General features: G+C 32.3%; 11 protein-coding genes. 10 read left to right on the plus strand and 1 reads right to left on the minus strand.

Features of this window, described 5'->3' with window-relative positions; all coding sequences use genetic code 11:
* The first annotated feature begins 111 nt into the window (after positions 1 to 111).
* The 6 genes from RAH41_RS02935 to tpx all read left to right on the plus strand — a co-directional run bounded on the left by RAH41_RS02935 (position 112) and on the right by tpx (position 6,323).
* On the plus strand, positions 112 to 984 hold the full coding sequence (locus tag RAH41_RS02935; protein ID WP_331220512.1) for an aldose 1-epimerase family protein: 873 nt from the start codon (positions 112 to 114) through the stop codon (positions 982 to 984).
* A gap of 223 nt (positions 985 to 1,207) precedes the next feature.
* Complete coding sequence (gene mbcS, locus RAH41_RS02940) at positions 1,208 to 2,782, plus strand: acyl-CoA synthetase MbcS (RefSeq protein WP_331220514.1); 1,575 nt, start codon at positions 1,208 to 1,210, stop codon at positions 2,780 to 2,782.
* Positions 2,783 to 2,887: 105 nt separating this feature from the next.
* Positions 2,888 to 4,462, plus strand: coding sequence for an amidohydrolase (locus RAH41_RS02945; RefSeq protein ID WP_331220515.1), 1,575 nt, complete (start codon positions 2,888 to 2,890; stop codon positions 4,460 to 4,462).
* A gap of 307 nt (positions 4,463 to 4,769) precedes the next feature.
* Positions 4,770 to 5,276: a DUF2953 domain-containing protein gene (locus RAH41_RS02950; protein WP_331220516.1), complete on the plus strand. Its 507-nt coding sequence runs from the start codon at positions 4,770 to 4,772 to the stop codon at positions 5,274 to 5,276.
* Positions 5,277 to 5,288: 12 nt separating this feature from the next.
* Positions 5,289 to 5,732 (plus strand): GerW family sporulation protein, encoded by a 444-nt coding sequence (ytfJ, locus tag RAH41_RS02955; protein ID WP_331220517.1) that lies wholly within the window; start codon positions 5,289 to 5,291, stop codon positions 5,730 to 5,732.
* A 90-nt stretch (positions 5,733 to 5,822) separates the two neighbouring features.
* The gene (gene tpx / locus RAH41_RS02960; protein ID WP_056472180.1) at positions 5,823 to 6,323 is read left to right on the plus strand and encodes a thiol peroxidase; all 501 of its coding nucleotides are present in this window, start codon (positions 5,823 to 5,825) and stop codon (positions 6,321 to 6,323) included.
* Positions 6,324 to 6,444: 121 nt separating this feature from the next.
* Here the strand turns inward: tpx and proC are convergent, their stop codons facing one another.
* Entirely contained in the window at positions 6,445 to 7,251 is an 807-nt protein-coding gene (gene proC, locus RAH41_RS02965) for a pyrroline-5-carboxylate reductase (protein WP_331220519.1), read from the minus strand.
* Between the two features lie 165 nt (positions 7,252 to 7,416).
* Between proC and RAH41_RS02970 the strand changes: the two genes are divergently transcribed.
* From RAH41_RS02970 to RAH41_RS02985, 4 genes are all read left to right on the plus strand, one after another.
* Positions 7,417 to 8,460: a phosphatidylglycerol lysyltransferase domain-containing protein gene (locus tag RAH41_RS02970; protein WP_331220521.1), complete on the plus strand. Its 1,044-nt coding sequence runs from the start codon at positions 7,417 to 7,419 to the stop codon at positions 8,458 to 8,460.
* Positions 8,461 to 9,124: 664 nt separating this feature from the next.
* On the plus strand, positions 9,125 to 10,117 hold the full coding sequence (locus RAH41_RS02975; RefSeq protein WP_331220523.1) for a class I SAM-dependent methyltransferase: 993 nt from the start codon (positions 9,125 to 9,127) through the stop codon (positions 10,115 to 10,117).
* A 90-nt stretch (positions 10,118 to 10,207) separates the two neighbouring features.
* On the plus strand, positions 10,208 to 11,398 hold the full coding sequence (locus RAH41_RS02980) for an acetate kinase (protein WP_331220524.1): 1,191 nt from the start codon (positions 10,208 to 10,210) through the stop codon (positions 11,396 to 11,398).
* A 106-nt stretch (positions 11,399 to 11,504) separates the two neighbouring features.
* Entirely contained in the window at positions 11,505 to 12,356 is an 852-nt protein-coding gene (locus tag RAH41_RS02985; protein ID WP_331220525.1) for an EcsC family protein, read from the plus strand.
* The last annotated feature ends 2 nt before the right edge of the window (positions 12,357 to 12,358 follow it).

Below are 12,358 nucleotides of genomic sequence, written 5' to 3' on the forward strand. Positions count from 1 at the left end.
GGGTAGGGTAAAACCTACCTCTTTTCTATTTGTTCAATCTCTTCGCTTAATTTAATATTTAAGAATAACTTTGCTATAATAGAGGGAATAAATTAAAGGAGAGACCTGTTCATGTCATATATTGAAAATGAATTTATTAAAATTACAACCAAATCACAGGGAGCAGAGTTGACGGGTATCTATACAAAAAAAGATAATTTAAATTATTTATGGAATGCTAACCCAACATATTGGGGGAGACATGCGCCAGTTTTATTTCCAAATGTAGGGAAATTAATTGATAATCAATATAAAGTGGATAATAAAGTTTATGAGCTATCTCAACATGGTTTTGCAAGAGATATGGATTTTCAATTAACTGAAATGAAAGAAAACTATATCAACTATGAGTTAATCAGTAGTGAACAAACGCTTTTAAAATATCCATTTCAATTTTCTTTAAATATTAATTATATGATTAAGAACAATACTGTTTTTATTAAATATGTTGTAACGAATAATGATGAGAAATCAATGCCATTTTCAATAGGAGCTCATCCAGCGTTTAATATACCTCTTAAGGAAGATGAAACTTTTGAGGATTATTACTTACAATTTGAAGAGGAAGAAAGACTAGAAACAATTAAATTAGAAGGATCATATCGTAGTGGTAAAAGAGAGCTAATTGGTCAAAATATAAAAAACTTACCATTAACTCGAGAACTGTTTAAGAATGATGCATTAATTTTTGAAAAACTTAATAAAAACGTGCTGACAATTCGTTCGAAAAACCATAGTAATAAAATCAAAGTTCATTTTGAAGGGTTTCCATACGTTGGAATATGGACTACACAAACAGCACCATTTCTATGTATTGAACCTTGGTATGGAATTGCAGATGAAATCGGCCCAGTAAAAGAAATGAAAAATAGACTTGGTATTCAAATGCTAAATCCAAATGAAACTTTTACTTGTACATACAGTATTACCGTTGAAAGTGATTAATTTACAGGAAAGGCAAATGACGATTTGTATAGAGCGCGCTATTTTGATGAAATAAACTATCTTTTCTGGATAGTTTATTTTTTTGTGTATTTTTATTTAAATTTTCTGAAAAATAGTCAGAAAATAGCAGGAATTGACTATACAATTAACGAAACCATTATTATTCTATTTTGCAAAATTCAAAATATAATTTTAGTAATGATCAAAAGGGGGACTAACTAAGATGAACAGTACAAGTCTAATCGCTCCAAAAGTATATAATCTCGTTTGGGAAATTGAAAAATTTGCTTCAACTGATAAAGTGGCGTTAAAGTGGGTTGACCTAAATGGAGTATCCCATCAATTAACATATAAGGAACTTTATAATAAAGTTCACCAATATGCTTTTACATTTAAAAATAGTGGCATTGAAAAAGGGGACAAACTTTTTGTGATGATGCCAAGATGTATTGAGACTTATGTTGTTTATTTAGCTATTTTAAAAATTGGATGTGTTGTAATTCCAGGATCAGAAATGTTAACGGTTAAGGATATTAGGTACCGTCTTGAACATGGAGAAGTAAAAGCAATTGTATCGCATGATGAATATATAGCTACCTTTAGCGATATTGCTAAAACTGGAAAATATAAATTATTTACCATTCATAATCAACAATCCGTGTGGACGTCATTAAATGACCAAGCAATTAGTGGAGCACATGTATTAACTGTGGAAACAAAAAGTGATGATTTAGCATTTATTTCATATACGTCAGGAACGACTGGTAATCCTAAAGGTGTCGTACACACTCACAGTTGGGGTTATGCACATATTCGTACAGTTGCTTCGAATTGGTTGGATGTGACAGAAGATGATACTGTATGGGCAACTGCAGGTCCAGGATGGCAAAAGTGGATATGGAGTCCATTTTTAGCGACATTAGGCAGTGGGGCAACAGGGTTCTTTTATGAAGGGAAATTTGATGCAAATACATTCCTAACATTGCTAAAGGAACAAAATATAACAGTATTTTGTAGTACGCCAACCGAATATCGATTTATGGCAAAGGTTGAAAATCTAGATCAATATCAATTACCTACATTAAGAAGTGCTGTATCAGCAGGAGAACCTTTAAATCAAGAAGTAATCCGAACATTTAAAAAGCATTTCAATATTGATGTAAGAGATGGGTATGGACAAACTGAAAATACATTATTAATCGGAACGATGAAGGATATTAAAGCTAAAGTAGGTTCAATGGGTATTCCAACGCCAGGAAACTTAGTTGAAATCGTTGATGATGAAGGAAATCCAATCGGTGTTAATGAAGTGGGGCATATTGCAGTACATTTAAGCTCTCCAGCATTATTTAAACATTATTATAATGATATGGAACGTACAATAGCACAAAGAAAAGGTCAGTATTATTTAACGGGTGACCGAGCTAAGAAGGATGAAGATGGCTACTATTGGTTTGATGGACGTAGTGACGACATAATTATTAGTTCTGGCTATACAATTGGTCCTTTTGAAATAGAAGATGCTTTAGTACAGCATAAGCTTGTAAAAGAATGTGCAGTTGTTGCTAGTCCAGATCCATTACGTGGCAACGTTGTTAAAGCATTTGTTGTTTTGACTGAAAATGCCTCCAATCAAGATGACTTAGTATCTGAACTGCAAGAACATGTGAAAAAAATTACGGCACCATATAAATATCCACGTAAAATTGAATTTGTCCAAGAACTACCAAAAACTACTTCTGGTAAAATTCGCCGAGTAGAATTACGTGCGATGGAACAATTACGTGAATCAAATTAAATACTTATGTTAAAATGAGGGAAAATTCCCTCTTTTTTTGATTTTGGGACAATTTATCATGCAGGAAATAGTAGATTTTATTTAATGAACGGATGGTGGTATGAAATGAAGAAGCTTTGGCATAATGGTTTGTTTTATACAATGGAAAAGGAAGGGGAAACGGTAGACTCAATCATTACTGAAGATGAACAAATTTTAAAAACAGGAACATATGCAGCCCTGCTTTCTTTTTTAGATGGTGAACAATTTGAGAAAATCAATTGTAACGGAAAAATTGGTTTTCCAGGTTTTATTGATAGTCATTTACATTTAATAGGTCATGGAGAAGCGATGAATCGTGTCGATTTGTCAAAATGTCAATCATATGACGAGATGATTAGTCGAATGAAAACAGTTGTAAAGGATGCGCACCCGAATGAGTGGATTGTTGGAGAAGGTTGGAATGAAAACGAATGGGAATCAAAAACAGTATTCTGCATTGACGATTTAAATAGTTTATCAAGTACAAATCCAATTGTATTAAAAAGAACTTGTAGGCATGTCTATTTTGTAAATTCTCTTGCACTTAGTCATGCTGCAATAAATGAACATATGCAAATCGAAGGAGGTCAAGTTGGCTGCTCTGAAGATGGTCGTTTAAATGGATTATTGTATGATGAAGCTGTTAATTTAATCATTAAAGCAATGCCGGCACCTGACGACCAGTATTTGTCAAAAGCGATCATTTCCGCCATTAAAGATTGTTATCAATATGGTATTGTTGGTGCGGTAACAGAGGATTTATCCTATTATGGAAATGCAAATTTAGTGATCGATTTATATGAGAGATTGTTAAATGAAGTTCCATTTCATACTCATGTTTTAATTCATCATACAACTTTAGATGAAGTCAAAGGAAGATTACATAAAGGGAACAACAATGTATCATTTGGAGGCGTAAAAGCATTTATTGATGGCTCATTTGGTGGTCGCACTGCTCTTTTAGAAAAACCTTATGACGACGATCAAAGCATAACAGGATTACAAGTGACTTCTCCAAAAAAATTAGAAGTAATTACAAAAAAAGCGCGTGAAAATGAGTTACCAATAGCATTTCATATGATTGGAGATCTAGCTGTTAAGCAAGCCATTGATGTAGTTAAAAAATATCCTAATCAAACTCGGCTACCTGATCGATTTATACATTGTGCACTATTATCCCCAAGATTAATTGAGGAAATGAAAGAATTAAATATTGTTGTAGATGTGCAAACATCATTTATATATGCTGATTACCCATGGCTAGTAGAACGTATTGGTCAAAATCGAAATGAATATGCATTTTTAATTAAAACACTGTTAAAAGAATCAATCGCTATAGCAAATGGTTCAGACACACCGATTGATACAATTAATCCTTGGCAAGGTATCTATACAGCGGTTACTCGAAAAGCAAAAGACGGGGTAGCATATAATATCGAGGAAGCAATTAGCCTATTTGAAGCAATTAAACTTTATACAATTGATAGTGCAGCTTCGTTTCGTCAAGAAGACAAAAGAGGTCTCCTAAAAGAAGGATATTCTGCTGACTTTGTTTTATTTGATGAAAATCCATTTAAGTTAGAAAAAGATGATTTACTGTACGTGAAATGTAGTGAAACTATTTGCCGAGGAAATATTGTCTATAAAAGACATGGGTAAGTTATTGAAAGGACAAGCGAGTGTATCCTAGAAGGTATTTGTTATCAAAAAACAACTAGAATTTATCAACGAAGTTCAAAATCTTATATTTTTCTACTGAAAAAGAATGGTATGTAATTTTACCATTCTTTTTTGTTTATCCAGAAGTTGGTTTGCCCATACTGATACAAAAAAGGGTGGTTTTTTGCTTTACATATACTCTATTCTAATTTTTATTGCAATCGTTTTTTTACTGTTAATCATTTTCGTACTTTTTATAAATATGAAGGTCAATATTTTATCCGTTTATACAAATGAAGAGCGATTTATGAATATTAAACTGTCTATCTTGAACAACCTATTGCATTTTGCCTTTACGATTCCTTTAAAGAGACCAAAAGAGGTAAAGGAGGATGTATCAGATTTAGAGAAAAAAAGGGATTTGTCTGTCTTTCAACAAATTGATTTTTTCATAAATTTATACTCCAATGGACATACTATCATTACAAAATTTTTAAACACTGTACAAATTTACAATTTTACTTATCATATTCATTTCGGTGTCGGAAATTCTGCTTTAACAGGGATATCTATTGGAACAGCATATAGTGCGATCGGAATTTTTGAAAACTTATTAAAGAAATTTACGATATTACATCATCCGCCAACTATAGATATCACTCCCAACTATTATACGTCCGTAATGGAAACTACAGGTAAGATACGGTTTTCATTTTCAGTAAGAAAGGCAGTCTTTACGGGATTATTATTACTTAAAGCATATTTAAAAACTAGAAAAGAATTTAAAGCAACACATCCAATCGAAACTAATTAGAGGTGATTAATAATGAGTCAACATCCTATTGGAGACTTAATGCACGCGGCAATGGAAAATTTATCAGCAATGATTAATGTAAATACAATTATTGGTGATCCAATTTCAACACCAGATGGAAGCTTAATCTTAACCGTATCAAAAGTAGGGGTTGGCTTTGCAGCTGGAGGAAGTGAATTTCGAAATTACCATTTAGTAGATGGTGTTAAAGAAGCAGAAGTAAGAAGTCCACATCCATTTGGAGGAGGTACAGGTGGAGGTGCATCAATTACTCCAATTGCATTTTTAATTGTTGGTAAAGATGGAGTAAAATTACTTCACTTAGATCAAAATACACATTTAATTGAAAAGCTGATGGATATAGCGCCACAAGCGCTTGAAAAAGCAAAGAAATATATGAAGAAAAAAGATAATTCTGTTGATGATGAAGCAATTTTTGATACAGATTTAGATTAAATTTAAAATTTAAGTAAAGTTAATTGCATTCAAGGTTTCCTTCCAGTAAGATAAATGTTGTGAACATTTTGTATTTTGGGAGGAAATATCATGGCATCTGTAACATTTAAAAACAATCCAGTAACTCTTATTGGACAAGAAGTAAAAGTAGGAGAAAAAGCTCCAAGCTTTACTGTATTAGCAAATGATTTAAGCCCTGTAACTTTAGAGGCTTCAGCTGGTAAAGTACGCTTAATTAGCGCAGTACCTTCTGTAGATACTGGAATTTGTGATGCACAAACTCGTCGTTTTAATGAAGAATTATCAAACGTAGAAAACGTTGAAGTTTTAACAATTTCAATGGATTTACCATTCGCACAAAAAAGATGGTGTGCTGCAAGTGGTTTAGAAAATGTACATACTTACTCTGATCACCGTGATGCATCATTTGGTGAAGCATTTGGTGTATTAATGCAAGAATTACGTTTATTAGCTCGTGCAGTATTCGTAGTAGATTCAAATGATGTTGTTACTTACGTTGAGTACGTAGCTGAAGGTACAACTCATCCAAACTATGAAGCAGCAATCGAAGCTGTAAAAGCTGCAAAATAATAACAATCACTCTATTAAGAGGTAAAAAGCTGTCGAGGAGATCTCGGCAGTTTTTTTGCATTAAAAAGGCATTCATAAATATGAATGCTTTTTAATGTATATTATCAGACTATTGCCAAGATTATTTACCTAAAGATACTGATTTCTCGGTACAACGTTCCATAGCCGAAATAATAGATGAGCGGAAGCCCTGTTTTTCTAATTCTGCAATCGCTTCGATAGTTGCCCCACCTGGTGTGCAAACTTGGTCCTTTAATTCTCCAGGATGTAATTCAGTTTCAAGTACCATCTTTGCTGCACCTAAAACTGCTTGGGCAGCTAACTTATATGCTTGGTCGCGCTTTATACCTTGTAATACAGCTCCATCTGCTAAAGCTTCGATCATTAAGTAAACATAAGCTGGTGAAGAACCACTAACGGCAGGAATCGCATCCATAAATTTTTCATTTACTAATTCACATTTTCCGAAGCTATTAAAAATTTCAATAACTTCACTTAATTCTTCATTGGTCACAACTTGATTATGACAAAGTGCACTCATGCCTTCTCTTACTAACGAAGGAGTATTTGGCATCGTTCTAACGATTTTAACCTCTTTACCGAATGATTTCTCAACACCTTCTAAAGTAATTCCAGCGGCAATCGTAATGATTACAGTGTTATTTGAAACAACTTCTTTAATTTCTTCAATAATAGTTGGATATAAATCAGGTTTAACTGCTAAAAACAAATAATCAACCTGACTTGCTAAATCCATATTACTATTTAATGTATGAACATTATATAAATCTTTCACTTTTACAAGTGTTTCATTAGACCTTGCACTTACATAAATTTGATGATTTTCAATTACATTCGAATCAATTAACCCACCAATCATAGCTTGGGCCATTTTACCGCAACCAATAAAACCAATCTTCTTATTCATTTGTTCTCACATCCAATATATTTAATAAATTGAATTATACAGGAGGGGTCACATATTACCAAATAATACATGATTAAAAAAATATAATGTACGGATATCCACAAGGAATTATTTTTTGTAAAATAGAAATTGTAAAGAAAATTGACTCTTTGTTTTGGGGGTATTATGAAACAAATTTTAAAAGAATCAAATCATAAAACTACAATTGAGATTATTCAACAACTAATTCAAACATATGGTGGAACTTCATTAACACATTTAGGATTACTTGGGGATAAAAAAGTATATCTTTCAGAAGATCAAAAATCTGCATTTGTTTACCGTAAACAAGGTAATAAATTAGTTGTTCTATGCAATCCAATTGGTGAGGTTTCTTTTGAAAAAATAAAGGAGTTTGAAAAGTATTCAAGGACTATAAAATGTATTCCGTGCTTTTATCAAATAAACGAAAACTCAAAAATGTTGTATGAAAAAGCTGGCTATCGATTGTTAAAATTAGGTGAAGAAGCGATAGTTGAACTAGAGAATTTCGAAATTGTAGGTAAAAAAGGAGCAAAACTAAGAACAAAGAGGAACAAATTCATTCGACAAGGATATCAATTTGAAGTGGCTATGCCTGGACATTCTATCGGTTTACTTCAAGAGCTAAAAGGAGTTTCGGATGTATGGTTAAACGGAAGAGAAGAGCTTTCCTTTTCAGTTGGTTCATTTCATTTTGATTATGTTTCAAATTTTCCGATAGGAATCTTAAGGGATAAAAATGGTCAAGTTATTGCCTTTGCAACATTACCGATACAAGGTGACAATATAACAATTGATTTAATGAGATATTTAAAGGAATTACCTTATGGAACGATGGATATGCTTTTTGTTTCGATTATGTTTTGGGCAAAAGAAAATGGATTTAAAAGCTGTAGCCTTGGAATGGCTCCTTTAGCAAATGTTGGCATTGATCCAAAATCATCAATCATCGAAAAATCTGCAAAAATGATTTTTAAATATGGTAGCTCAATATATAACTTCAAAGGATTATTAACTTTTAAAAGCAAATTTGCGAATAAATGGGAGTCAAAGTACTTAGCATATAAACCATTTACATTACTCTCTGTTATCACAAGCATATATCGCCTAGTACATGGAACGAATTCCTTTAACTATATAACTCGATTTAAAAAACCTTTAGAAAAGAAGAAAGTAAAAATTAGTTAAACTGAAGCACACAAAATAAATCTATCGTTATACATATCTTTAAGAGACAAAATTAGGAACTCAATTAATGAGATCTTTAGCTTGTTGAAATAAAACATAGTCAAGTGAGTATTACTTATCTATAAAAGGCTCATAATTCCTACAAACTGATAAATGAAAAAGTGTTAGTTTCATTAGAGTAAAGGGTATTTGATTAGGTTATATTGTAGAGACTTTATTGATGAATAAGTTGATTGGAGCGGATAGAGCTCGACTCCGATGAGATTAGCGGAAAGGCTATAGACCCCGCAGGCTTGCCGAGGAGGCGAAAGAATCTCGCCCCTTAGAAATCGAGCATCCTGTAATGGAAATCAACATCATTCTACGCCTTTTACGAAAATTTGATGATTTTGACAAGGTAGTTTTTCAACAGCATAAAGACCTCACTTAAGGAGGTCTTTTTTTTATATGTACTGATAATTTAAAAACTACATAAAAAGTTCAAAATGTATTAAATTAAAATAAACATTCATCAATTAAAATTAAAATTAACAGTACTGGATTAAAATTGATTAAAAAAACCAAATACTTTCTAATAGAAGAATTTATTAAAGTGGACACGTTTAAGAGGCATACGTATAATGAAACACAATGACTGTTCTATTATGAAAGTGAGGAATGAAAAATGGTAAAAGAAAATTCAGTGGAATTTTTATTTAATTACATAGATGAATCGACAGAATGTTTAAAAGATAATTTGGAAATTTCTTATTTAGAAGCATTAATTGAAACTGGTGAAAATTTCTTTGAAGGTGAAGTTTTACAAGAAGAAATGCATGGTTTACAAAAAGATCAGCTTATGAATACAATTCATCAATTTACATCGGCTTCAAAAGATAATGAGAGTATCCGTAGAGCATTTCAATTAGCAATATTAAAAGGAATGAAGCAAGGGGTACAAACTAATCATGAAATGACGCCAGATGGTATTGCTTTTATTATTACTTATTTAGTTGGAAAACTTACTGAGGGAAAACAAAATTTAACTATTTTAGATCCGGCAGTTGGTACTGGAAATCTTTTATTAACAATTTTAAATTCTTCAAAAGATAAATTTACTGAATCTGTCGGAATCGATGTAGACGATGTTCTTGTTAGAATCGCATTTGTTATTGGTAACCTACTTGGTCATGAAATAGAACTATTTAATCAAGACAGTTTAGCACCTTTATATGTAGATCCGGTTGATCTTGTTGTTTGTGATCTGCCAATTGGTTTTTATCCAAATGCTGAACGTGCAAAAGATTATACATTAAAAGCAAAAGAAGGCATGTCATATGCTCATCATTTATTTATTGAGCAAAGCATGAACCACTTAAAATCTGGAGGATTTTTCATCTCGTTAGTTCCAAATCACCTATTTACTTCAGAGCAATCTGCGCAATTACAAAGGTATATTAATGAAACAGGTGTTATTCAAGGATTGATACAGTTGCCAGTATCTGCCTTTAAGGACGAAAGACATCAAAAAAGTATATTAATAATCCGCAAAAATGCAGAAAATATGAAGAAGCCAAAACAGGCTTTATTAGTTGATTTCCCTAAGTTATCGAATATGAAAGCAGTTGAAGATATTATGCTTCAAATGAATCAATGGTTTAAAGAAAATTTACAATAATTGAACTTTTAAACACGTAAACTAATTTGTGTTATAATAATTTCAGCTAAAAAAATATAACAGTTTCATGTTTAAAGGAGATGTAAAAACATGGCAAATATTCTTGCTATTAATGCAGGTTCATCATCATTAAAATTTCAATTAATTGAAATGCCTAGCGAAAAAGTACTTACAATTGGTTTAGTAGAACGTATCGGTTTAAAGGACAGCGTTTTTGTCATTTCAGTAAACGGGGAAAAAGTTAAAGAAGTAACTGATATTGCGGATCACTCTGTAGCAGTAAAAATGCTTCTTGAAAAGCTAACAGGTTTAGGAATTATTTCTTCATTCGATGAAATTCATGGAGTTGGACATCGTGTCGTTCACGGTGGAGAACTATTTACAGATTCTGCTCTAATCACTGAAGATGTTGAAAAACAAATTGATCAACTTTCTGATTTAGCACCACTTCATAACCCAGCTAACCTAGTTGGTATTCGTGCATTTAAAGAATTATTACCTAATGTTCCTGCAGTAGCTGTATTCGATACTGCATTTCATCAAACAATGCCTGAAGAGTCTTACTTATATAGCTTACCGTATGAATACTATAAACAATTTGGTATTCGTAAATATGGATTCCACGGTACATCACATAAGTATGTAACAGAAAGAGCTGCTGAATTAATTGGTAAGCCACTAGAAGAGTTAAGACTTATTTCATGTCACTTAGGAAATGGTGCAAGTATTGCTGCAGTTGATGGTGGAAAATCAATTGATACTTCAATGGGATTCACTCCACTTGCAGGTGTAACAATGGGAACTCGTTCAGGTAACTTAGACCCAGCTTTAATACCATTTATTATGGAAAAAACAGGTAAAACAGCTGAGGAAGTACTTGATGTTTTAAATAAAGAGAGCGGTATGCTTGGAATCTCTGGATTCTCAAGTGACTTACGTGATATTGAGAGTGCGGCTGAAGAGGGTAATAAGCGTGCGAAGATTGCTCAAAGTGTATTCATAAACCGTATCCACAAATATTTAGGATCTTACGCTGCGCGTATGAAAGGCGTAGATGCGATTATTTTCACTGCTGGTATTGGTGAAAATGGACCAGAAATTCGTCAAGCTGTTTTAGAAGGTCTTGAATTTATGGGTGTTTATTTTGACCCAAGTAAAAATAACTTTAGAGGAAAAGAAGCGTTCATTAGCTTTGATCACTCTCCAGTTAAAGTAATCGTAATTCCAACTAATGAAGAAGTAGTAATCGCAAGAGATGTAGTACGAGTTGGAATGAAATAATCTGTTGATTAAACATAAACGTAGAGCATACAAAAATAGATGACCTCATATTCTTAAATTGAGATCACTTTTTGGCTCTACGTTTTTTTATATTCGGGGTGATAGTATGGATCAATTAAAAGAGTATAATTTATGGCTTGAACTGAACGATTTGGTTGAAATGAAACAACAAAAGCAAAGTTTAAATAAATTTGAACTAATCTATCAAAATGCTTCTAACTTTCTCCTTCAAAAAATACCTCAGAGCTATTCAAATACTTTTAATGAATTTTTTTCAACTGCATTTTTCCACACTCAATCTTTAATACAAACAACAAAACAGTTTCAAGAAAAGAAATTAGATATACTTAAACGAGCACAAATTTTAAGAAGTGATGTTAAGACAATAAGTGATTTAAGAAAGCTACCATTAAGACAATTGAATTTCTTAGCTGAGCAAGAAATATCGAAAGCATTAATCGTTTCAAGTGTTCAAGGTGGAATAAGTGGAACTAGTTCAAAACTCGCTTTTTTTGGTGATTTACCGGCTTTATTATTTATTAATCTTAAAACGGTACAAGAAATAGCCCTCTGTTATGGATATGATGTGAGTATTCCAAAAGAAATGGAATGTAGCTTGAAAGTACTACAAGGTGCAATCCTCCCATCAACCGAAAAATATGTTGTTTGGAGTAAATTAATGAACGATATTTTAAAGCATGAGGATTCTGACGTATTTGCAACTTGGGAAAATGAATTTAATGAAGAAGGGGTGTATTACACAGTCATATTACAAATGTGCAAGTTATTAATGATCCATTCATTGCGGAATAAGGTTTTAGGTGGTATTCCTTTATTAGGTGTTACTGTTGGGGCAAAATGGAATGAATCTTTTACAAAAAACATATTAGACTATACACAGAAATTTTATCAATATCGTATATTATCGGAACGGGTAAACCAGGATCCAACAGATTAAAT

Source organism: Gottfriedia acidiceleris (genome assembly GCF_036421055.1).
In the GTDB taxonomy this organism is placed as follows: Bacteria; Bacillota; Bacilli; order Bacillales; family Bacillaceae_G; genus Gottfriedia; species Gottfriedia acidiceleris_C.

What these genes read in the sequence shown, in the direction of transcription:
- proC (WP_331220519.1), bottom strand. Translation starts at nt 7,251, where the DNA reads ATGAATAAGAAGATTGGTTTTATTGGTTGCGGTAAAATGGCCCAAGCT.
- RAH41_RS02985 (WP_331220525.1), top strand. Translation starts at nt 11,505, where the DNA reads ATGGATCAATTAAAAGAGTATAATTTATGGCTTGAACTGAACGATTTG.
- ytfJ (WP_331220517.1), top strand. Translation starts at nt 5,289, where the DNA reads ATGAGTCAACATCCTATTGGAGACTTAATGCACGCGGCAATGGAAAAT.
- RAH41_RS02980 (WP_331220524.1), top strand. Translation starts at nt 10,208, where the DNA reads ATGGCAAATATTCTTGCTATTAATGCAGGTTCATCATCATTAAAATTT.
- RAH41_RS02975 (WP_331220523.1), top strand. Translation starts at nt 9,125, where the DNA reads ATGGTAAAAGAAAATTCAGTGGAATTTTTATTTAATTACATAGATGAA.
- tpx (WP_056472180.1), top strand. Translation starts at nt 5,823, where the DNA reads ATGGCATCTGTAACATTTAAAAACAATCCAGTAACTCTTATTGGACAA.
- RAH41_RS02935 (WP_331220512.1), top strand. Translation starts at nt 112, where the DNA reads ATGTCATATATTGAAAATGAATTTATTAAAATTACAACCAAATCACAG.
- RAH41_RS02945 (WP_331220515.1), top strand. Translation starts at nt 2,888, where the DNA reads ATGAAGAAGCTTTGGCATAATGGTTTGTTTTATACAATGGAAAAGGAA.
- mbcS (WP_331220514.1), top strand. Translation starts at nt 1,208, where the DNA reads ATGAACAGTACAAGTCTAATCGCTCCAAAAGTATATAATCTCGTTTGG.
- RAH41_RS02970 (WP_331220521.1), top strand. Translation starts at nt 7,417, where the DNA reads ATGAAACAAATTTTAAAAGAATCAAATCATAAAACTACAATTGAGATT.
- RAH41_RS02950 (WP_331220516.1), top strand. Translation starts at nt 4,770, where the DNA reads ATGAATATTAAACTGTCTATCTTGAACAACCTATTGCATTTTGCCTTT.